We start from the raw sequence: 22741 nt of genomic DNA, 5'->3' as shown, positions 1-22741 counted from the left end.
CCATAAGCCCCTTTGAATGGGGGAGAGTGAGAGGAGGGGCGATATGAACATCGGATCTGTATTTCGTGGATTACTTGGAGATGTGAAGGCTGGAGAGGCTAAAAAACTTGATATGCAGCCAGGTCAGGTCGTACGAGGAGTCGTGCTAAAGGTGTCTGAGGACGGCGGTGAGGCTGTGTTGCAAATACAAGGTTCTCAGGTCAGGGCAAAGCTGGAGACCCCTCTTCAACCTGGACAGACTACAACGTTTCAGGTTCAACCGGCTTCCCCCAGCGGAATGACGGTGCTTAAGCCTCTGAACGATGTGGCCAATACACCACAGCAAACCGTAGCGCTGACAGATGTATTGGAATCGGTGGGACTGCCGGATACAGCTCAGAACAGGGAGCTTATACAGGCAATGCAAAAGAATGGTGTACCGTTGACGTCGGAAAATGCGGCTTCTTTGCGAGAAGCTATGGGGAAGCAAAGCGGCAATGTACAATTGGGAACGTTTGTGCAGGCGGCGGCAGTTGCCTTTCAGCGGGGACTTCCATTGACGGCAGAAAGCATAAACGGATTGCGTCAAGCGATGTTTGGGCCTCCTTTGAATGATCTGTTGTCTTCGCTGGAGCAAGAGCTTGAAACGGTATTAAAACAGCAAGCACAGGGAATATCCACTGATCGTTCAGTGGGGGAATCGACAGCTATAAAGAACGCTGACCGAATGTCTGCTAGTCCAACAGGTGCTTCTTCTGTGGTGGTAGATGGACAAGAAGGCCAAGCTCCTATATTGTCCAAGGATGCTTCTGTCGCTGCAAAACAGACAGAAGCTGGAAAAACCACAGGCGGCAAGGAATTGTTAAAAGGGACTCAAGCAGCCAACCTTGCTACTGCAGTGAGTGAAGCAAGTGCTTTGGCAACAGATTCAGATACTGCGACGGGGGCTCCATCTGCAGCCAAAGGGACTGCTTCAGGAGAATCGGAGGTAGCCAATGGACGCGGAGCCACAGTGGCATCGGAAGCTGGCGTAAATGCGCCAGAATCGAGTGCTGATGCATTAAATGGTCCTCGCACCAGAGTGGAGCAGTCACAGTCACAGCAAGCTCCAGCAGCAAGCACACAGCTTAAGGATGCTGATGGCGCTCCAGCGCCTGCCACGGCAGAGCCTGCGGGGGCCAAGCCCGCCTTAACCGCAGCCACGGCTGACCGTCTCTCCGCACAGCTGACTGGTGCCCCTGTGCCGCAATCCACAGCAGGCAACACTGCTGCGCCAGAGGTGCCGCTCCAGCGGCTGCGCACGTTGCTGCAAGAGCTACGCGCGGCGGTGCCACCCGCGCTGAGCACGGCTGCGCCAGAGCAGCCCGCAACGGAAGTGGCGCAGCCAATGGCCGGCGCTTTGCGGGCTGCAGACGCCACTGCATCGCAGCCTGCAGCGTCCAGCCCGCAGCTCACCCCCACGGAAGACCCGTGGGTGGGCCGCGTACTGAAGCTGCTCGGTGCAGAGCACGAGCAGCAAGTGCACCGCGCGACTACACAGGTCGCGCAAGGGGCGGCGGCACGTATGGAGCCGCCAGAGGGAATGCCCCAGACGCTGCCGGGATTAGCGGCTGCGTCTGGGGACACGGTGTCAGCAGACGCAGACACCGTAAAAGGGGCACTGCTCCAGCTGATGAGCAGTGACGACCTGCCGCCCGCTTTGAAAGAGGCGGCCCAGCAGGTTGTACAGCACCTGACAGGTCAGCAATTGCTGCTGAACACAGACCGAACGGCGCCTTTTGCGCAAGTACACATGTTTATACCATTCGTTGGACCGGACGGTCGTGAAACAGCTACGATCCAGATTCAGTCCCGCCGCGGCAAACGAGGAGAGCTGGACGCCTCCAACTGTCGTCTTTGGTTTGATTTGGACATGAAGGGGCTTGGACCGACCCTGGTAGATGTGCAGGTGGTAGATCGTATTGTAAGTGTCAAGCTCCATAATGATCATGAATGGGCGGCGTCGTTGTTAACCAGTGGGCGTGAGTCCATTCACACAGCGTTGGAGTCACTAGGATACCAGCTTCTATCGCTTCGTACCGACCCCATGCCCATAAGGACTGAACAGAACAGCCTCGCCTCTTCTGAAGTACAAAGCTATGTGCCTCAGCCGTATAAAGGAGTCGATCTTAAAATATGAAAGAGCCGTTGGAACCTCCTTCTCCTTCCATAAAGAAGGCGGTCGCCCTTAAATATACGCCTGGTGAGAGCGAAGCACCGATTGTCGTTGCCAAAGGGAGCGGCCGTATTGCGGATAGCATTTTAGAAAAAGCAAAAGAACATGGTGTTCCAGTACAGGAGGATGCTGCGCTGGTTGAAGTACTATCCAAACTTGATTTGGACGAACAAATCCCTGCTGAGCTCTATCAATTGGTGGCAGAGGTGCTTACCTATATATATCAAATGGATCGGCTTGCTTCAAGGGATGACTGGTGATGTGGAATGAAATGAAGGCTGGAGGCAAGGATCAACGGAAAGCCAAAGGAGCGATGGGCGAAGAGGCAGCGGCTTTGTTTTTAGAAAACTTGGGTTACCGTATCATAGAGCGTAATTGGCGATGCCGCAGTGGTGAAATAGATCTGATTGCCAAGCAGGAGCATATAATCGTGTTTATTGAGGTACGTAGTCGAAGTAGCTCCAAATATGGAACGCCAGCAGAATCAGTTACTGCGCGTAAAATAGCCCAAGTTCGCCAAACAGCCGCTGTATATTTGCATATGAACGGGATTGGAGAAGCTCCAATCCGCTTTGACATGGTTTCTGTACAATTAACTGACGAAAAGGCAGTTGTTACAGACCATTTAATAGGCGCATTTTAAAAGAGTAAGAGCTTTTTCGAAGCTAAGAGTGCGGGACTGAATTCATATGTACAGGTTGACAGGAAGGAAAGCTACAGGTATATTTTATTGAGAATAGTTATCATTTTCATCTGAAAATGAATATCGAGAAGTTGTACCTGTGAAGGAGGATTTACGTGACAAAGCATACCTTTAGTGAACATGTCATAGATGTAATTCAGGAACGCCGGACGATTAAACGATTTAAATCCGACTCCATTCCGGTAGATACGATCAAAGAATTGCTGGACGTCGCTGTGTGGGCTCCTAATCATAAAATGCGTGAACCGTGGCGTTTTCTGTTGTTTGCTGGTGAAGGACGGAAAAAGCTTGCAAAAGCAATTGCAGCCGATATCGGTAAGGACAACAAGTTTGAGAGCGGCATTTTGCACAACCCGATCCAGCTTTTAGTAGTATTGGAAGAAGACCCGCGTCAAGCGGTTTGGGATGAGGATTTTGCAGCGGTCAGCGCGCTTGTACAAAACTTTATGCTTGCCGCATGGAGCAAAGGAATCGGAACGTTTTGGGTGACAAAGCCATTCTTGTATTCGCCTAAGTTCCGTGAGCACTTGGGAATTCAACCGGGTGAGAAGGTAATAGGAATGATATATGCAGGCTATCCTGACGTTATCCCGGAATCAAGACCACGTACTCCGGCAACTGATAAGCTGACCTTGTTTGACAAATAATCTGTCGTCAGATAAACTTAGTCAAGAATTTTGAAAGCATGGTTCGGAGCTAAAATTTCGAACATTGCATTTGCAAAGAATGAAAATTTGGAAGCACCTTTTTTCATATATGCAATGATTCCCGAAAGGGAGCATTCCAATATGAGGAGAGGTGCTTTTTGATATGTATGGAAAATTACACGGAGCTTGTCTGTATGGAATAGATGGCGTTCTGATTGAAGTTGAGACTGATTTATCCAATGGCTTGCCTCAGACAGCGATTATAGGATTGCCGGATTCGGCGATTCGAGAGGCAGTGGAGCGTGTTAGAGCAGCAATTAAAAACTGTGGCTTTAAATATCCGTCCCAGCGTGTCACGATTAATTTAGCTCCTGCTGATTTGCGTAAGGAAGGATCATCTTTTGACCTTGCTATCGCTTTAGGGTTGCTGACAACCAGTGAACAGGTCGTTTTACCCGTGGGAGAACGGACACTTTTTATTGGCGAGCTGGCGCTGGATGGCAGTATTCGCCCTGTAAATGGGGTGCTGTCTATGGTTGATCTGGCCAAGCGAGAAGGATTCAATTCCGTGCTGCTTCCCCAGGAAAACGCAAGCGAGGCTCGTCTGATTACGGGTATACGTATTTACGCTATACGTCATCTAGCAGATCTTATCCCGATTGAAGATCGTGCACAAGGGAGTGTTGATAGGCAAGCGACAAATCAGAGTTGTACTGCCAGTAAACAAGTCATAATCTGTTCCTATGACCATTTACCTCAAGCAGAGCATATACCGTTGTGTGAGAAAGAAGAGATAACTAGCAACATGGAGGATTACAGCGATGTGCTGGGTCAGCTGCACGCCAAGCGTGCGTTAGTCATCGCTGCAGCCGGGATGCATAATATCTTGCTTATGGGACCGCCGGGGGCTGGGAAAACAATGCTCATCCGCAGGTTGCCATCTATCCTTCCGCCTTTGACTGAAAAGGAGGCGCTTGAAGTCACCAAAGTATACAGCGCTGCCGGGAAGTGGAAGGAGTCATCGCCTCATCTGATGAATATTCGTCCCTTCCGTTCGCCTCATCATACGATCTCTGCTGCTGGTTTGGTGGGTGGGGGAGGTATACCCAAACCAGGAGAAATCAGTCTTGCACACCGGGGGATTTTATTTCTGGATGAGTTGCCTGAGTTTAGCCGGCATGTACTAGAAGTGCTGCGCCAACCATTGGAAGACCACAATGTTACGATCAGTCGTTCACGTGCTGTTTTTAAGTATCCGGCGCATTTTTTACTTGCTGCCTCTTTAAATCCGTGTCACTGTGGCTTTTTCGGAAATGATACGGAACATCAGCGCTGTACCTGCTCACCTGCAGCAGTAGCCCGCTACCGTTCACGTATTTCCGGTCCACTGCTGGATCGGATTGATCTTCAGCTTGAAGTATCGCAGCCGAAGGATTGGCGGGAGGAAAAAGAATCATTGTCATCCGCTGAAATGCGAAGGCAGGTGCTGGCTGCTCAAGCGATACAAATCCACAGATACAGCAAGCTTCCCTTTTCATGGAATAGTGAGCTGTCCGGTCAGATGCTTCGTAAATATGCCGTATTAGAAAAAAATGCAGCGGAGTTGCTTGATCAGACAATGGACGCACTCGGTTTAAGCATGCGTGCGTATGATCGAATTCTCAAGCTTTCGCGTACCATTGCAGACTTACATGACTCAGAGAAAATTTTGACTTCACATGTGGCTGAAGCTATTCAATACCGCCATATGGATAGAGCAAATGCCAGTTTTCCCGAAAATTAAAAAGGCGATAAAACTTAGTAGTTATAACACGAACATTTTTATGAAAGAGTTCTTCCAAAGGGTATGTACAATAGAAAATGGAAAAAAGGACAAAAAAAGCTCCAGACAATAAAGATCTGGAGAAGAAAAATAAGATTATGACAATAGTGATTATACTATGAGTATATCAATTTCGTATATACGATTATGCAACATCTCCCATGTTACTTGATGGAAAAAAACAAACAGTCTTTAACGAAGGGATAGCTGAAAGGATAATAAACCCCTCGACAAAAACGGTTGAGGGGCTTGTTGTGAAATTCATTCTAACGAGTACTATTAAATTCATGAAGAGAGATGGAGATGTCCCCCTACATATGCTAAAGAAAATCTGAGTTACAAGACGTTCAGTTTCACTTCAATATTACCGCGGGTAGCGCGGGAGTATGGACATTGTTCATGTGCGCCTTCCACCAGTTTTACTGCAGTTTCATGATCGACGCCTTTTACCAATACATCGAGGTTTACTCCGATTCCGAAGCCGCCGTCTTCCACTTTGCCGAAATGGACCGTAGCTGTTACTTCAGTACCTTCATGCTTAACACGTTGCATGCGAGCAACCATATTTAAGGCACTATCAAAGCAAGCGGAATAGCCTGCTGCGAACAATTGCTCTGGATTCGTACCTGCACCGCCTGCGCCACCCATTTCTTTTGGGGTATCAATATCTAAACGAAGTTCAGGGGAGGAAGACTCGATATAACCGTTACGTCCACCAACCGCTTTTACTGTTGTTTCATACATTTTTTGTTGAATGGTCATCATAATCCAATCACTGCCTCTCGCTCAATTTATATTTTACACAATTTAATTTATCAAAATAATTATTGTTTGTAAAGTATTTTGTGCAATTAGCATGTATTTTATTATATAATGTGCTAAAATAATGACGAAAGTAGGTGATCAGACAGCATGGAAAACAATCATAATGAAGGTACAGCGTTGAAACTTGATAATCAGTTATGCTTTGCCATATATGCATGCTCCAGAGAGATTACGAAGCTATACCAACCTTATCTGGAAAAGCTCGGTGTGACTTACTCGCAATATTTGGTACTTATCGTGCTCTGGGAGCGTGAAGAGTGTACAGTGAAGGAATTGGGTGAGGCACTATATTTGGACTCCGGCACACTAACTCCGCTATTGAAGAGATTGCAGAACGCCGGGATGATCGATCGAAAGCGTTCCACTCAGGATGAGCGTAAGGTGCTGATTTCTTTGACGACAGAGGGAAGTGCATTGCGGGAAAAAGCTCTATCTGTACCAGGTTGCATCCAGGAAAAAACAAGTATGACTCATGATCAATTTGGGTCGCTTCTGCTCCAGTTCAATGATCTGCTTGACCGTGTTCATCAAGCGAATGTACAAATTGAAAAATCATAAGGTATTTTCAGTTGTTCTTGCGAATCTTATAGCATGAGTTGTTCTCAGCTGAAAGTAATAATGCTTGAAGGAATAAAGTGCCTCTCATTGCGGATTGGGTAATCCCATTTGCAGAGGTGCTTTTTTTGTGTGAATTTGTATTAATGGTAATATCCAATAATATCCAAGTATTCGATTTTGGGAATGATAATGATATCAAAATACTGTAATTCATGAGGTTAAATTATAAGGAAAGCGTTTTAAAAACATGTTACAATGATGTAGGTTTAGTATAGATTTCCTTGTGAACCGCCCTTGTTGCAGTCATGTTGATAGGAGGATTCCAGAATGAATATCCATGAATATCAGGGTAAAGAAGTATTAAAGCAGTACGGAGTGGCTGTACCGAACGGTAAGGTTGCCTATACGGTGGAGGAAGCCGTTGCTGCGGCAGAATCGCTTGGAAGCGCTGTTACGGTGGTAAAAGCACAAATTCATGCTGGTGGACGCGGTAAAGCGGGTGGCGTGAAAGTTGCCAAAGGTTTGGATGAGGTGCGCACATTTGCTTCTGAAATTTTGGGTAAGGTGCTGGTGACGCATCAGACCGGACCTGAAGGTAAAGAGGTCAAACGCCTTTTGGTTGAGGAAGGCTGCGATATTCGTAAAGAATATTACGTCGGCGTTGTCGTAGATCGTGCGACTGGACGTATCGTAATGATGGCCTCAGAAGAAGGCGGTACAGAAATCGAAGAGGTGGCTGCAGCCACTCCGGAGAAGATTTTTAAAGCGGTTGTTGATCCAGCGATTGGACTTCAGGTGTATCAGGCCCGTAAGTTGGCGTATGACATTAATATTCCCAATGAACTGGTAAACAAAGCGGTCAAGTTTATGCTGGCGCTATACGAAGCTTTTGTGGACAAGGATTGTTCGATTGCAGAAATCAATCCCTTAGTCGTTACGGGTGATGGGAATGTACTGGCGTTGGATGCCAAACTGAATTTTGATTCTAATGCTTTGTTCCGTCATAAGGATATTTTGGAATTGCGTGATTTGGATGAAGAGGATGAGAAGGAAATTGAGGCATCTAAATACGATCTAAGCTATATCGCTCTGGACGGAAATATTGGCTGTATGGTCAATGGTGCAGGTTTAGCGATGGCAACCATGGATATTATTAAATATTACGGTGGCGATCCGGCCAACTTCCTGGACGTAGGGGGCGGTGCGACGACGGAAAAGGTAACCGAAGCGTTCAAAATCATTTTGTCCGATCCGAAGGTAGAAGGAATTTTCGTGAACATTTTCGGCGGAATTATGCAGTGTGACATCATTGCGAACGGCGTCGTGGAGGCTGCCAAACAGTTGGGGCTGACTCGTCCACTTGTTGTCCGTCTTGAAGGGACGAATGTTGAACTCGGCAAACAGATTTTAGCAGAATCCGGTTTGAATATCGTGGCAGCCGATTCTATGGCGGATGGTGCCCAAAAAATCGTCGAACTTGTTCAATAGCCTGTTTGCATTCCGATATGCCGAATAAACGATAGGGGATGTGAAGATCGTGAGTATTTTGGTCGATAAGCATACAAAGGTGATTACACAGGGGATTACGGGAAAAACGGCGTTGTTTCATGCCAAGGGTGCACTTGATTACGGTACACAGATGGTAGGTGGCACCTCTCCAGGCAAGGGGGGCACCGAGGTAGAAATTACACTGGAGAACGGACAACAGGTCAAATTGCCAGTGTTTAATACAGTGAGCGAAGCCAAGGAAGCTACTGGCGCAACAGCGAGCGTGATTTACGTGCCACCGGCTTTTGCAGCAGATTCCATTTTGGAGGCTGTAGATGCGGATTTAGATCTCGTGATTTGTATCACGGAGGGCATTCCGGTGCTTGATATGATCAGGGTCAAACGTTTTATGGAAGGTAAAAAGACCGTTTTGATTGGCCCTAACTGTCCAGGTGTTATTACACCAGGAGAATGTAAAATCGGTATTATGCCAGGTTACATTCATCTACCAGGTCATGTAGGCGTTGTGTCACGTAGCGGTACTTTGACCTATGAAGCAGTGCATCAGTTAACGACCCGAGGTATAGGACAATCTTCCGCAGTTGGTATTGGCGGTGACCCCGTTAAAGGTTCAGAATTCATTGACATTTTGCAACGTTTCAATGAGGACCCCAACACTCATGCTGTCATTATGATCGGAGAAATTGGTGGTACAGCCGAGGAAGAGGCTGCCGAGTGGATCAGAGACAATATGACGAAGCCAGTAGTTGGTTTTATTGGCGGTGTGACTGCGCCTCCGGGCAAACGGATGGGGCATGCAGGTGCCATTATTTCTGGCGGAAAAGGAACGGCCAAAGAGAAAATTGCCACGCTTGAAGCCTGCGGGATTAAGGTGGCGCCGACTCCTTCCGAAATGGGCTCGACACTGGTAAGTGTGCTGGAAGCACGTGGTATTTTGAATTTGTGTACGACACATTAAATCGTGTTCCTTCATTAATATACAGGCCATAAAACTGCATCGAAATTTGCCGCAGGCTAGTGTATAATGAAAGAAAGGTAAGCAACCTTTTTATCTTCTGAAACAGGGGATGAAAAGGTTGCTTTTTTTGCGTTAAGACAGGCTTGTTAGGGAAACGCTTGCAAAATGATTCATTGTGCCACAAAATAAGGGAGGGTTCACTCTTCCGTGAATGGGGGAACCATAGTTTGGAAGAAAGATGGCTTTTGTTAGGCTTACATGAGTTAGAGGGAATCGGAAGAAAAACAATTCAGCGTATTTGGTCGAGTGACTATCAATTGCATGAGCTATTGCATTTTAGCGAACAGAAGTGGATCGAGATAGGGTTAAGCCCTGCTCAGGCACGCATTGCGGCTCAGTGTTATGATGAAGAATGGGTGCATGAACGATATCAGCGAGTTCAATCCGGTGAGATTGGAACGGTAACTTATGTGGACGAGGATTATCCCCTATTAATGAAGGAAACAGTTGACCCACCTTGGGTAATGTATACAAAAGGGGATAAATCACTTTTGCATACATGTTCTATAGCCATGGTAGGAACACGAGTTCCCACCGCTTATGGACGTAGAGCAGCGGAGATACTAACGGAGGGATTATGTAATGCAGGGATTACAATCGTTAGCGGATTGGCGAGAGGGATTGACAGTATTTGTCACGAAACAGCCCTGCGCCGGGGAGGAAACACGATTGGTGTACTGGGAACAGCGATTGATCAAATTTATCCTCCCCAAAATGCGTCTTTATTTGCAGAAATGGCTAGCAATGGCTTGATCTTATCAGAGTATCCTCCAGGCACGAGGTCGCATCCAGGAATGTTCCCACAACGTAATCGGATTATAGCCGGTCTAACGAAGGGGACGCTCGTTGTCGAAGCAGATGCAAGAAGCGGCTCCTTGATTACAGCTGATGCTGCACTGGAGGCAAATCGAGATGTGTATGCTGTTCCCGGACCCATTACGTCACCGAAGAGTAGAGGTACGCTGAGCTTGATTAAGCAAGGGGCAAAAACGGTCACTGAAGCTGCGGATATTATTGAGGAGTATGAAGCAGATTTGCGTACAAGGGAGGTTTCTTCATACAATAGAGAGCGGAGTCCTAATCTGATGGAGGTCTCCAAAGTACCAGAAAGTGAGACTTCTGAGGAAAACCGTGTCATACTGTTGCTCGAACAGGGAACCATGACACTGGATGAACTGCTTGATGCTACGGCATGGGATTTTGGACTTTTACACGCAGTTCTGTTATCGTTAATCATAAAAAAAAGGATCGCCCAGCTAGCGGGCACAAAATACAAGCTTATTTAGTAGTTGTTTTTGCAAAGTCCTTAGTTAGTAAATGCACAAATTCAATTTTAAACATCAGGTGGAGGGCAGTATGGCATTCATTCGCGTCGCGGATTCCTACTCCTTCCCCACTTCCTGAAATGTGTTGACATTATGACTCGCAGCAGCGGAGCAGATGGAATATTTCTGAAGAATCTCAACGATCCGGAAGAATAAACAATCTGTGAAGCTCTCTATCGCGTCATAACTCACCACATTTCAGGAAGTCTATCATATTCATGTGTGTAATTGAGAGGAGGAAGAGCCTATGGCGGATTCACTCGTCATCGTGGAATCGCCTTCCAAGGCGAAGACGATCGGCAAATACTTAGGCAGCAAATATATCGTCAAGGCTTCCATGGGTCATATCAGGGATTTACCGAAGAGTCAGATCGGCGTAGAGGTCGAAAATGATTTTAATCCCAAATACATTACCATTCGAGGTAAAGGCTCAATTTTAAAAGAATTAAAGGATGCCCGAAAAAAAGTAAAAAAAGTATATCTGGCGGCTGACCCGGATCGCGAAGGTGAAGCTATTGCCTGGCATCTGGCGCATGCGCTGGAACTGGACGATACAGCAGATTGCCGTGTTGTATTTAATGAAATTACGAAGCAGGCTGTCAAAGATGCTTTTAAAACACCTCGTAAAATCAATATGGATTTGGTCAATGCTCAGCAGGCACGACGGATATTGGATCGACTTGTTGGCTACAAAATCAGCCCGTTGCTCTGGAAAAAGGTGAAAAAGGGCCTATCCGCTGGGCGCGTGCAGTCGGTTGCGGTGAAAATTATTTTGGACCGGGAAAACGAGATCAGTGAGTTTGTACCGGAAGAATACTGGACGATTACAGCTAAACTAGCTATTAAAGACAGTACCTTTGAAGCGAAATTTCATAAGCTACGCGGTGAAAAGAAGGAGCTCTCTAGTGAAGCGGATGTACAAGAAGTGTTGGAAGCTATCGGAAAATCGCCTTACAAGGTACGCGATGTTAAAGAGAAAGAGCGTTTACGCAATCCTTCTCCTCCATTCACAACAAGTTCCTTGCAGCAGGAGGCGGCTCGGAAGCTCAACTTCCGTGCATCTAAAACGATGTCTGTAGCTCAGCAGCTATATGAGGGTGTGGATTTAGGTAAAGAAGGGACCGTGGGTTTGATTACGTATATGCGTACGGATTCCACACGGATCGCCGCTTCAGCTCAAGAGGAAGCGAAAGAATTAATTATTCAAAAATATGGCGAAGCTTTTGTACCTGAAACTCCTCGTCAATATTCAAAAAAAGCGGCCAACGCCCAGGATGCGCATGAAGCGATTCGCCCAACCTCTGCGTTACGCGATCCGGAAACAGTCAAGCCGTTTATGAGTCGGGATCAGTTCCGTTTGTACAAATTGGTATGGGAACGTTTTATGGCCAGCCAGATGGCTTCTGCTATTATGGATACTTTGTCCGTAGATATTGAAGCGGGTGAGACGATATTCCGGGCAGCAGGCTCTAAGGTTCGTTTTCCAGGTTTCATGAAAGTGTATGTAGAGGGAAATGACGACGGTAAAACCGAAGAAGATAAACTGCTGCCACCACTCCAACCAGGCGATAAGTTAAAAAAAGAAGCGGTTGAGCCGAAGCAGCATTTTACACAACCGCCTCCCCGTTATACGGAAGCGCGACTGGTGAAGACGCTGGAAGAACTGGGTATAGGACGTCCAAGTACGTATGCACCAACGCTGGAAACCATTCAGAAACGTGGGTACGTTGCTATTGAAGAGAAGAAGTTTTTCCCTACAGAACTGGGCGAATTGGTCATCGAACAGATGGAGGAGTTCTTTCCAGAGATTCTGAATGTGGAGTTTACAGCTAATATGGAAGGTGATCTTGACCACGTCGAAGAAGGCGAAGGTAATTGGGTCAAGGTGTTGAGTGACTTTTACGAGTCATTCGAGAAGCGACTTGAAGTGGCTGAAGAAGAAATGAAAGAAATTGAAATAAAAGATGAAGTATCCGATGTCATTTGTGATAAGTGTGGCAGCCAAATGGTGTATAAGCTTGGCCGATTTGGTAAATTCCTGGCCTGTTCTGCTTTTCCAGATTGCCGTAACACAAAGCCAATTGTTAAGGATATCGGGATTAATTGTCCTACATGCGGTGAGGGCCATGTCGTCGAACGACGGAGTAAAAAAGGACGTGTCTTCTATGGATGTGATCGCTACCCAGAATGTGATTTTGTTTCCTGGGATAAACCGTCCATTAAGCCTTGCCCAAGTTGCAGTAGCCTAATGGTCGAAAAACGTACAAAGCAAGGAACGAAGCTCAACTGTACTGTCTGCGATCACAGCGAAATGCTGGAAGAGAGCGATGAGAGCGTAGAGACTTCTTAAGAACAACAATAGCAGGGGGATTTAAACGTGAGTGAACTACAAAAGGTAACGGTCATCGGAGCAGGTTTGGCGGGCAGCGAAGCTGCCTGGCAAATTGCAAGCCGTGGAGTGCCAGTTAAGTTATATGAAATGAGGCCGGTTGTAAAAACACCAGCACATCATACAGATAAATTTGCCGAACTGGTATGCAGTAATTCCTTGCGGGCAAACGGCCTAACGAATGCAGTAGGCGTACTGAAGGAAGAGATGAGAATACTGAACTCCTTGATTTTGAGTGCAGCAGATCGTCATGCAGTTCCGGCTGGCGGTGCATTGGCAGTGGATCGTGACGGATTTTCCGGTCATATTACTGATACGCTTCATCAACATCCTTTGATCGAGGTTGTAAATGAAGAGCTTCAGGAAATCCCACAGGACGGTATTGTGGTCATTGCGACGGGGCCTTTAACTTCCCCAGCTTTGTCGGAACAGATTAAATCGCTGATGGGAGAGGAGTATTTTTATTTTTACGATGCGGCAGCCCCGATTGTAGAAAAGGACTCTATCGACATGAGCAAGGTTTATCTGGCTTCCCGTTATGATAAGGGAGAAGCAGCGTACTTGAATTGTCCGATGAACGAAGCGGAATTTGATGCTTTTTATGAGGCTCTGATTACGGCTGAGGTGGCGCAAGTCAAGGAATTCGAAAAAGAAATTTATTTCGAAGGCTGTATGCCCATTGAAGTGATGATGCAACGTGGGAAACAAACGGCATTGTTCGGACCGATGAAACCTGTGGGTCTCGTAAATCCACATACAGGTGAACTGCCCCACGCAGTTGTTCAGCTTCGGCAGGACAACGCTGCAGGAACGCTGTATAATCTGGTTGGTTTTCAGACTCACCTCAAATGGGGGGAGCAAAAGCGTGTATTTTCAATGATTCCGGGTCTTGAAGAGGCGGAGTTTGTACGTTACGGTGTGATGCATCGCAATACCTTTATTAATTCTCCGCAGCAACTTCATCCAACCTATCAGTTCAAGGGAAGAAGCAATCTATTCTTCGCCGGACAAATGACCGGTGTAGAGGGATATGTGGAGTCGGCGGCTTCTGGTCTGCTGGCCGGGATGAATGCGGCACGTGCAGCACGTGGACAGGAAATGTTTGTATTTCCTGCAGAAACGACATTAGGCAGCATGGCGCGGTATATTACGACCGCTGATTTTAAGCATTTTCAACCGATGAATGCAAACTTTGGTTTGCTTCCAAAGCTGGAGAAACGGATACGTAACAAAAAAGAAAAAAATGAAGCTCTCGCTAATCGCGCGCTGGAAAGTTTGCACGGTTATATCAATGAAACGGGAGTTATGTCAGCTGAAGTACAGGCATAAGGATGAAGGAAAAGGAGGAGCGCGTTATGGATATGTCCTTTCATGCTACCACCATCTGCGCTGTACGCCACAATGGCAAAGGAGCTATTGCGGGTGATGGACAGGTAACGTTCGGCAACAGTGTTGTAATGAAGCAGACGGCAAAAAAAGTGCGCAGATTGTATCGTGGTCAGGTCGTTGCGGGATTTGCGGGTTCGGTGGCAGATGCTATCACGTTATTTGAAAAGTTCGAAAATAAGCTAGAGGAACACCACGGAAATCTTCAAAGAGCAGCCGTGGAACTGGCCAAGGACTGGCGTCAGGATCGTATTCTGCGTAAGCTGGAAGCACTCATGATTGTGATGGACTCATCCGGAATGCTGCTCATTTCTGGAGGCGGCGAAATTATTGAGCCGGATGATGATGTGCTTGCGATTGGCTCAGGTGGTAATTTTGCATTGGCGGCTGCCCGTGCTTTCAAACGCCATGGCTCTGGCATGGAAGCAAAGGACATGGCACGGGAAGCGCTAGAGGTTGCTTCGGAAATATGTGTGTATACGAACAATCAGATTATCGTGGAAGAACTGTAAATCGGCTCTGAGTATTCAAGGGTGGAGGAGTGCAAAATGAATAATCAATCGTTGACGCCCAGACAAGTGGTATCCGAGCTGGATAAGTATATTGTCGGACAAAAGCAAGCTAAAAAATCTGTTGCTGTTGCCTTGCGCAACCGCTATCGGCGTAGTAAGCTGCCGGATGATATCCGGGATGAAATTGTGCCTAAAAATATTTTGATGATCGGGCCGACTGGTGTGGGTAAAACTGAAATTGCACGTAGACTTGCACGGCTCGTGGGAGCTCCTTTTGTAAAGGTAGAGGCGACCAAATTTACAGAAGTGGGTTACGTGGGTCGTGATGTGGAATCCATGGTGCGTGATCTGATGGAAACCTCCATTCGCATCGTTAAGTCGGAACGAACAGAGAATGTGAAGGACAAGGCGGAGGACATGGCAAATGAACGGATTGTCAGCATCCTTGTACCTTCAGAAAAGTCAAACAAATCGCAACGTAATCCCTTTGAAATGCTGTTTGGCAATAACACGGGGACTTCGGTAGAAGAAGAAACACCACAACAGGATGGATCTTTGGCGGAAAAGCGTCGTAAGGTTAAATTCGATCTGTTATCCGGTAAGCTTGAGGATGATGTCATAGAAATTGATGTGGAGGATACTGCACCCAATATGCTCGATATGTTTGCTGGGCAAGGGAATGAACAAATGGGTATGAATATGCAGGAGATGTTCGGAAGTTTTCTGCCCAAGCGGACGAAGAAACGCAAGCTACCAGTCAAGGAAGCTCGCAAGGTGTTGATTCAAGATGAAGCCGCCAAATTGATCGATATGGATGATGTGATTCAGGAGTCTGTGAAGCGTGCTGAGCAATCCGGTATTATTTTTATTGATGAAATAGATAAGATTGCCAGTCAGGGTAAGGGTAGTGGCCCCGATGTGTCGAGAGAAGGCGTCCAACGCGATATTTTACCTATAGTCGAGGGATCTACCATCATGACCAAATACGGTCCGGTAAGAACAGATTACATTCTGTTTATTGCTGCAGGAGCTTTTCATGTTGCAAAACCATCTGACCTGATCCCTGAGCTTCAGGGCCGTTTCCCAATCCGTGTGGAATTAAGCAGCCTGACTTTGGATGAGTTTGTGTCGATATTGACGGAGCCTAAGAATGCGCTAACCAAGCAATACACTGATCTACTCCGTACTGAGGAGATTGAAGTCGAATTTTCTGCGGAAGCGATCCGTGAGATTGCCAGCATTGCTGAGTCTGTAAATCGCAACACCGAAAATATTGGCGCACGTCGTTTGCATACCATTCTAGAAAAGCTGCTGGAGGATCTGTCGTTTGAAGCACCAGAGCTTACATTGGATCGTATGATCATTACCCCGGAATATGTACGTGAGAAGCTGGGAGATATTGCCCAAAACAGGGACCTTAGTCAGTATATTTTATGAATAGGGTTTCTAAAAATAGGGTGTGTGGTCCAGAATAACACTATCTTGCACCGTCGTTTAGACCTAGATACTGGTCAAATTGATGATTTTTCTGTCTATTCCAAAAGTAGGACGTATAATCTTTTACAGGTGTAAAGTGCTAAGAAAACATTCATTTTCTTGAAAAAAACCTGAAAAATTTAACATTTTATGCATCTAAAGCCCTCTTTTTTAAAAAAGATAGGGCTTTTTTCTTATTGTAATTAGGTCCCAACTCTACGAAACTTAGAATATATGACAGAAAGTTATTATTTTCTACTTAAGACCTAAAAGAAATGTATAATTATGAAATTTTATTGTCGAAAAAAAGTGAAAAATCTTGTTTTATTGAATCTTACTTTGGAGTAGACGCTGGGAGGGAGGAGCTAAATGAATCTGCTGGGTGATATGAGCTTTCAAAAGCTTCAGGCAGGTGTACAGGCGGCAAATACGAGACAACGTGTGATGGCCGACAATATATCCAATGCGGATACCCCGTATTTTAAGCGTTCGGAGGTTTCATTTGAAGAACTGCTTCAGCAGCAAATGGACGGTGATGTCACACCACTACGTGGAAAAGTAACCAATTCAAGACATTTTCAAATAGGACCTGTGAACTCCATTCCAGATGCCACGGTCACCAAAGATGGGTACTCAGTCATGAATAACAATATGAACAACGTAGATATCGACAGAGAAATGAGTCTTATGGCTGAAAATCAACTAAGATATAATACCTACATCCAAGAAATTAATGAGCGCATCAAAATGATGAGAACAGCGGTAGAAGGGAGATAGGACTAGGTGAAGATTAACAACGGCTTTGATATTAGTGCATCTGCTCTTACGGCCCAACGGTTGCGGATGGACGTTATATCCAGCAACATTGCCAACGCAGAGACAACTCGGGCGAAAGTAGAGAATGGACAAGCAGTTCCATATCGGAGAAAAACGGTTGTTTTGGAGCCGAACCAATCTGGCTTTGCCGATGTTTTAAAGGCTCAAATGGAAGGAAGTAGCACAAGCGCTGCTGGCGTTAAGGTTTCGCAAATTCAGGAAGATCAGTCACCTTTGAAGCCTGTGTACAATCCGGGTCACCCGGACGCTGATAAAGATGGCTATGTATATATGCCTAATGTAGACATTATGAAAGAAATGGTCGACATGATTTCCGCAACACGCTCATACGAAGCCAATGTAACAGCTCTGAATGCATCAAAGGCTATGGTTTCCAAAGCGCTTGAAATCGGTCGCTAAGTTCTAGGACTACTAACTACTTAATAGGGAGAGTAAAACATGATTCAGAACGCCATGTTTAATGTACAGACACCGGTAATACAGCAGATTCAATCGCCTAACAATGAGTTGACGAAAGCGACGCCTTCCGAATCCTTGAAGGATTTTGGTTCCTTCCTAAAGGATGCTCTCAATGAAGTAGGGCAGCAGGAAGCCGCTACGCACCAGATGTCCGACCAATTCATGGCAGGCAAAGTTGATGTAGATCAGGTCATGATCACTTCCCAACAAGCGCTGCTTTCCCTGCAGCTTACTACACAGGTCCGAAACAAAGCGATCGAAGCCTATCAGGAGATCATGCGTACACAGATGTAAAGAGGGTTTAGCAAAGTTTCGGATGGGGTGACGGAGTGAACGAGAGAATCGCCCAATATCGGGATAAGATTTCCGGGTATTGGAATAATTTCAGCAAAAAACAGAAGATATTACTTGTTTCGACATTAGCATTCATCATTATCGCCGTTGTAGTGCTAACGATGCAGTTTACCAAAACCGAGTATGAAGTGGCTTTCCGAGATTTAAATGCTAACGATGCTGCCGGAGTCATTAAATATCTAGATTCTGCGGGAATACCGTATCAACTTAATGCTGGTGGGACACAAATCTCAGTCCCAACCGCTAATGCGGATAAGGCGAAGGTAGATGTTGGGTCTCAAGGCCTGATTCAGAAGGGTTCAATTGGCATGAGTGCTTTTGACCAGTCCTCCTCTGCCATTGGTATGACGGAGAACGAGTTCAATGTGAAGTACAATAATGCATTGAACGGCGAAATACAGCAACTGTTGGAACGGATGGATGGTGTCCAAAGCTCCAAAGCTGTCATTAATATGCCAAAGGAAAACATTTTTGCCGGACTTGAAGAAAAGGACAAAGCCTCCGCTTCGATTCAAATGGAATTCGAGCCTGGCTTTACTCCAAATCAGCAAGCGATCGACGGATACTTTAATCTGGTAAAAACGGCCGTACCGAATCTACCAGTGGAAAACATTACGATCACCAATAAGGAATATGAGTTGATTCCAACGGCCAAGGGCGGCCAAGGTGGACTCACTAGTGGTGTTCAGGAAAACATGGCTCTACAGAAGAAGTTTGAGAGCGATGTAAGGAATAATGTCCAACAATTTTTGTCGAAAATTGTTGGAGACGACAAGGTAAATGTGCTGGTAATGTCCCAGCTAAATTTCGACAAAGTAACATCGAAGGAACAAATGGTCACACCTGTTGATCAAACGAAAATGAAGGGTATTGAAATTAGTGCCCAACAAATTCAGGAAAGCTATACGGGCAGTAGTGGACAAACCGGAGGAGTTGCAGGAACAGGAACACAGGATGTTCCAGGCTACCCCGGAGGAGCTAATTCCGGCAATACCAGCTCAGATAAGAGCTCAAGTACGATTAACTACGAAGTTAACCGAATTGCAAGGGATATTATCCAAAGTCCGTACACTGTAAAAGATTTAACCATTAATGTAGCAGTTGAACCACCAACAGGTCAGCAAACGTTGGATACTGCAACTCAGACAGCAATTCAAAATATTTTGGTTAATATTGTAAGAGCATCATTGGCGAATTCCGGTACTACTATTACAGACGCTGACTTGGCTAAGAAGGTTTCAGTGTTCTCACAAGCTGTTCCAGCGCCTGCGAGCACGAATACATTCTTCTCAGCTTCCAACCCTTGGCTATGGGGCATCGGAGCTGCTGTTCTGGCACTGCTGGCGGGTGTAATCTTCCTCATCGTACGCGGTCGTCGTAAGCAGGAAGAAGAGTTGGATGAAGAATTGCAACTCATGCCAACGCCGACGGAGTTCCCGTCTATTACCATGGAAAGTGTGACAAATGAAAGTCAAGTGCGTAAACAGCTTGAAAGTCTGGCGAAAAAGAAACCCGACGAATTCGTCAATCTGCTTCGTACATGGCTGGCTGACGAATAGAGGTGAGTTCATTGGCAAAGGCAAGCAGTCAAGGTTTAACGGGAAGACAGAAAGCGGCTATACTTCTGATCACAATGGGACCAGAGGTATCTGCTCAAATATTCAAGCATTTGCGTGATGAGGAGATCGAGCAACTTACATTGGAAATTGCCAATGTGCGGAAGGTCGATGCCATTGAGAAGGACTCCATCATGGCCGAGTTTCATCAAATTTGTTTGGCTCAGGAGTACATTTCCCAAGGCGGTATTAATTACGCTAAAGAAATATTGGAAAAAGCACTCGGATCGCAAAAAGCAGTTGAGGTCATTAACCGTCTAACAGCGACGTTACAGGTAAGACCCTTCGATTTTGCTCGCAAGGCTGATCCAAACCAGATATTGAATTTTATACAGAATGAGAATCCGCAAACGATTGCTCTCGTGCTTTCGTACTTGCAATTCGAGCAAGCGGCTGCAATTCTGTCGTCTCTGCCTCAAGAAAAACAGGCAGATGTGGCCCGGCGTGTCGCTGTCATGGACAGTACATCTCCGGAAGTTATTTCCCAGGTGGAACGAGTGTTAGAGCAAAAGCTGTCTGCAACCGCGACGCAGGATTATACAAATGCGGGTGGTATCGAGTCCATTGTTCAGATTTTGAATGGCGTAGACCGCGGAACTGAACGTACGATTCTCGACTCGCTTGAAATTCAAGATCCAGAACTGGCTGAGGAAATCAAGAAAAGAATGTTCGTGTTCGAGGATATCGTCAATGTGGACAACCGTTCCATTCAGCGCATTATCCGCGATATCGACAATGCAGATTTGCAATTGGCGCTTAAAGTGTCCAGTGAAGAAGTACGCGATGTGATTTTCCGAAATATGTCGAAGCGTATGGCAGAAACCTTCAAAGAGGAAATGGAGTACATGGGACCGGTGCGGTTGCGTGATGTGGAAGAAGCACAGACACGTATCGTATCGACAATCCGCAGATTGGAAGAGGCCGGTGAGATTATAATCGCACGCGGCGGAGGAGATGACATCATTGTCTAACTTGATTAAATCTTTCCAATATGTTCCTGTAGAGGCTTTGAAAACAATTGATGTGGCACATACGTATGCGCCAGAATCGACGGGCGAAGAAATCACAACTGAATATACGGAGCCGGAGCCTCAACGAGATCACGAGGCTGAACGGCTGCGGGATGAAATGCTGAATGATGCTAAGGATTTTGCCGAACGTCAGGTTCGCGAGGCAGCTGAAGAAGCGGAACGGATGCTTCAGGAGGCACAGCAGCAGATTGAAGCTTGGTGGCAGGAACGACGCGAGCATGACGAGCAGTTAACTCAGTCGTTAAAAGCTGATGGGTTTCAGCAAGGATATGAAGAAGGTCAGAAGCTGGCTGAGGCCGAGCTCCAGACGAAATCAGAGCAGATGATGGAAGAAGCACAGGATATTCTGCGTCAGGCTTATGAGATCAAGGAACAACTGATTCAAGAAGCTGAGCCTTTCCTGGTTGAACTGAGTAGTGCTATTGCTGAGAAGGTCATTGAGAAACAGCTTAGCCTTGAGCCTGAATACACGATTGAATTAATTCGTAAAAATTTGGCTCGTAAGCGGGAAAAAGGAACCATTACATTGTGTGTGTCGCCTCAGCATTTCGCATTTGTGCAAGGTGCACGAGAAGAATTGTCATTAACTGTCGATTCGCAGGCAGAACTGCAAATTATACCTGATGGTACCGTGAAAGATCGAGGTTGTGTTATCCGTTCTTCCTTTGGAAGTGTGGATGCGCGGATTGATACGCAATTAGCTGAGATCAAAAAGGAATTACTGCGTCTGGCACATGAGAATGAGGAGCGAAGACATGAAGGGGCTTAATGCGCAGCGCTACATGGATCATTTGCGCCAGCTGGACCCGGTTCGGGTAAATGGCAAGGTTACGCAGGTTATCGGCCTGATGGTTGAATCGGAAGGCCCAGACGCCAGTATCGGGGATGTTTGTTACATTTATCCGGGTAAAACGGCAAAGCCGTTGCAAGCGGAGGTTGTAGGCTTCAGGGACAATAAAGTGCTTCTGATGCCACTTGGAGAACTGCAATCCATTGGTCCTGGTTGTGATGTAGTAGGAACAGGGAAGCCGTTGAATGTGCAGGTCGGGTCGGAGCTGTTAGGCAAAGTGCTGGACGGCTTGGGTCAGCCTCTGGATGGTTCATTGATTCCCTCGCGAATGGCGAGATATTCAACCTTCAATATTCCGTCTAATCCGCTGAATCGTCCGCGTGTGCAGGAACCAATCAGTATCGGGGTGCGCGCTATCGACGGGTTGCTTACTATCGGTAAAGGACAACGGGTTGGTATTTTTGCAGGTTCGGGTGTAGGTAAAAGTACCTTGATGGGAATGATTGCTCGTAATACGGAAGCCGATGTGAATGTAATTGCCTTGATCGGGGAACGTGGACGCGAGGTGCTGGACTTTATTGAACGGGATTTAGGTCCGGAGGGACTAGAACGTTCCGTGGTCATTGTGGCAACTTCCGACCAGCCTGCGTTAATCCGTATTAAGGGTGCACTTATTGCAACGACGATCGCGGAATATTTTCGGGATCGCGGGTTGAATGTCATGCTGATGATGGATTCAGTTACCCGGTATGCGATGGCCCAACGTGAAGTGGGACTAGCCGTAGGGGAGCCACCAGCAATGAGAGGGTACACACCTTCCGTGTTTGCTAGTCTACCTAAGCTTCTAGAACGTGCAGGGACAGGTCCTACTGGCTCCATAACCGCTTTTTATACGGTACTGGTCGATGGTGATGATATGAACGAGCCCATCGCGGATGCGGTGCGTGGGATTTTGGATGGACACATTGTCTTGAATCGTGGGATTGCGAACAAGGGACATTTTCCCGCAATTGATGTGTTAGCGAGTATTAGCCGGGTTATGAAGGATATCGCACCACGAGATCAGATAGACGCTGCCGAGAATATTAAGCGCTTGATGGCCGTTTACAAAGATTCGGAGGACCTGATTAATATCGGGGCCTACCAGCAGGGTTCAAATGCAGAAATTGACGAATCCATGGAGCGTATACGGGATATATGGGATTTTACAAGACAAAGAACAGATGAAAAGGCTGAGCTGGACGAGGTAAGGGAGCGTTTGATTTCTGAATTTACGAGGAGATGAAGGTT

At 46.4% G+C, this 22741-nt stretch carries 21 protein-coding genes; 20 read left to right on the top strand and 1 reads right to left on the bottom strand.

The features are described from left to right. The first annotated feature begins 43 nt into the window (after positions 1-43). The 5 genes from ACQW03_RS01630 to ACQW03_RS01610 all read left to right on the top strand — a co-directional run bounded on the left by ACQW03_RS01630 (position 44) and on the right by ACQW03_RS01610 (position 5327). The gene (locus ACQW03_RS01630; RefSeq protein ID WP_441947965.1) at positions 44-2158 is read left to right on the top strand and encodes a DNA ligase; all 2115 of its coding nucleotides are present in this window, start codon (positions 44-46) and stop codon (positions 2156-2158) included. After that, positions 2155-2454: an EscU/YscU/HrcU family type III secretion system export apparatus switch protein gene (locus tag ACQW03_RS01625; RefSeq protein WP_023988176.1), complete on the top strand. Its 300-nt coding sequence runs from the start codon at positions 2155-2157 to the stop codon at positions 2452-2454. The genes ACQW03_RS01630 and ACQW03_RS01625 overlap by 4 nt, the downstream gene beginning before the upstream one ends. Beyond that, entirely contained in the window at positions 2454-2837 is a 384-nt protein-coding gene (locus ACQW03_RS01620) for a YraN family protein (protein ID WP_441947963.1), read from the top strand. The genes ACQW03_RS01625 and ACQW03_RS01620 overlap by 1 nt, the downstream gene beginning before the upstream one ends. Before the next feature lie 155 nt (positions 2838-2992). Further along, complete coding sequence (locus ACQW03_RS01615; RefSeq protein ID WP_441947961.1) at positions 2993-3544, top strand: nitroreductase family protein; 552 nt, start codon at positions 2993-2995, stop codon at positions 3542-3544. Between the two features lie 163 nt (positions 3545-3707). Further along, positions 3708-5327 (top strand): YifB family Mg chelatase-like AAA ATPase, encoded by a 1620-nt coding sequence (locus ACQW03_RS01610; RefSeq protein ID WP_441947959.1) that lies wholly within the window; start codon positions 3708-3710, stop codon positions 5325-5327. 375 nt (positions 5328-5702) lie between these two features. On the opposite strand, the gene ACQW03_RS01605 is transcribed toward ACQW03_RS01610, so the two are convergent. Continuing rightward, positions 5703-6131, bottom strand: a complete 429-nt coding sequence (locus ACQW03_RS01605; protein WP_013309874.1) for an organic hydroperoxide resistance protein — start codon at positions 6129-6131, stop codon at positions 5703-5705. Positions 6132-6278: 147 nt separating this feature from the next. Between ACQW03_RS01605 and ACQW03_RS01600 the strand changes: the two genes are divergently transcribed. The 15 genes from ACQW03_RS01600 (at position 6279) to fliI (ending at position 22736) form a co-directional block, all read left to right on the top strand. Next, a complete protein-coding gene (locus ACQW03_RS01600; protein ID WP_441947957.1) occupies positions 6279-6749 on the top strand; it encodes a MarR family winged helix-turn-helix transcriptional regulator in 471 nt (156 codons plus the stop codon). A 327-nt stretch (positions 6750-7076) separates the two neighbouring features. Beyond that, a complete protein-coding gene (gene sucC, locus ACQW03_RS01595) occupies positions 7077-8237 on the top strand; it encodes an ADP-forming succinate--CoA ligase subunit beta (RefSeq protein ID WP_053325253.1) in 1161 nt (386 codons plus the stop codon). A 49-nt stretch (positions 8238-8286) separates the two neighbouring features. Beyond that, complete coding sequence (gene sucD, locus ACQW03_RS01590; protein WP_071640471.1) at positions 8287-9216, top strand: succinate--CoA ligase subunit alpha; 930 nt, start codon at positions 8287-8289, stop codon at positions 9214-9216. A gap of 227 nt (positions 9217-9443) precedes the next feature. After that, entirely contained in the window at positions 9444-10562 is a 1119-nt protein-coding gene (gene dprA / locus ACQW03_RS01585; protein WP_220031134.1) for a DNA-processing protein DprA, read from the top strand. A 286-nt stretch (positions 10563-10848) separates the two neighbouring features. Further along, positions 10849-12951, top strand: coding sequence for a type I DNA topoisomerase (gene topA, locus ACQW03_RS01580; protein ID WP_076292644.1), 2103 nt, complete (start codon positions 10849-10851; stop codon positions 12949-12951). A gap of 27 nt (positions 12952-12978) precedes the next feature. Further along, complete coding sequence (gene trmFO, locus ACQW03_RS01575; protein ID WP_023988185.1) at positions 12979-14319, top strand: FADH(2)-oxidizing methylenetetrahydrofolate--tRNA-(uracil(54)-C(5))-methyltransferase TrmFO; 1341 nt, start codon at positions 12979-12981, stop codon at positions 14317-14319. Between the two features lie 26 nt (positions 14320-14345). Further along, positions 14346-14888 carry an ATP-dependent protease subunit HslV gene (hslV, locus tag ACQW03_RS01570; RefSeq protein ID WP_013309881.1) on the top strand — a complete coding sequence of 181 codons (543 nt, stop codon included), beginning with the start codon at positions 14346-14348 and terminating at the stop codon, positions 14886-14888. 36 nt (positions 14889-14924) lie between these two features. After that, positions 14925-16325: an ATP-dependent protease ATPase subunit HslU gene (gene hslU, locus ACQW03_RS01565; RefSeq protein WP_441947953.1), complete on the top strand. Its 1401-nt coding sequence runs from the start codon at positions 14925-14927 to the stop codon at positions 16323-16325. A gap of 408 nt (positions 16326-16733) precedes the next feature. After that, positions 16734-17141: a flagellar basal body rod protein FlgB gene (gene flgB, locus ACQW03_RS01560; RefSeq protein WP_013309883.1), complete on the top strand. Its 408-nt coding sequence runs from the start codon at positions 16734-16736 to the stop codon at positions 17139-17141. 6 nt (positions 17142-17147) lie between these two features. Beyond that, positions 17148-17600 carry a flagellar basal body rod protein FlgC gene (gene flgC, locus ACQW03_RS01555; protein WP_013309884.1) on the top strand — a complete coding sequence of 151 codons (453 nt, stop codon included), beginning with the start codon at positions 17148-17150 and terminating at the stop codon, positions 17598-17600. 39 nt (positions 17601-17639) lie between these two features. After that, a complete protein-coding gene (gene fliE, locus ACQW03_RS01550) occupies positions 17640-17954 on the top strand; it encodes a flagellar hook-basal body complex protein FliE (RefSeq protein WP_007430020.1) in 315 nt (104 codons plus the stop codon). A gap of 35 nt (positions 17955-17989) precedes the next feature. Beyond that, positions 17990-19573, top strand: coding sequence for a flagellar basal-body MS-ring/collar protein FliF (gene fliF / locus ACQW03_RS01545; RefSeq protein ID WP_013309886.1), 1584 nt, complete (start codon positions 17990-17992; stop codon positions 19571-19573). Positions 19574-19584: 11 nt separating this feature from the next. Then, positions 19585-20601 (top strand): flagellar motor switch protein FliG, encoded by a 1017-nt coding sequence (gene fliG, locus ACQW03_RS01540; protein WP_013370674.1) that lies wholly within the window; start codon positions 19585-19587, stop codon positions 20599-20601. Continuing rightward, positions 20594-21430, top strand: coding sequence for a FliH/SctL family protein (locus ACQW03_RS01535; protein WP_441947949.1), 837 nt, complete (start codon positions 20594-20596; stop codon positions 21428-21430). The genes fliG and ACQW03_RS01535 overlap by 8 nt, the downstream gene beginning before the upstream one ends. Beyond that, complete coding sequence (gene fliI, locus ACQW03_RS01530) at positions 21417-22736, top strand: flagellar protein export ATPase FliI (protein ID WP_013309889.1); 1320 nt, start codon at positions 21417-21419, stop codon at positions 22734-22736. Before ACQW03_RS01535 ends, fliI begins: the two co-directional genes overlap by 14 nt. The last annotated feature ends 5 nt before the right edge of the window (positions 22737-22741 follow it).

This window comes from Paenibacillus sp. DRB1-1 (assembly GCF_052119485.1).
Lineage (GTDB): Bacteria > Bacillota > Bacilli > Paenibacillales > Paenibacillaceae > Paenibacillus > Paenibacillus polymyxa_B.
This window is presented reverse-complemented; position numbering and strand designations above follow the sequence as displayed.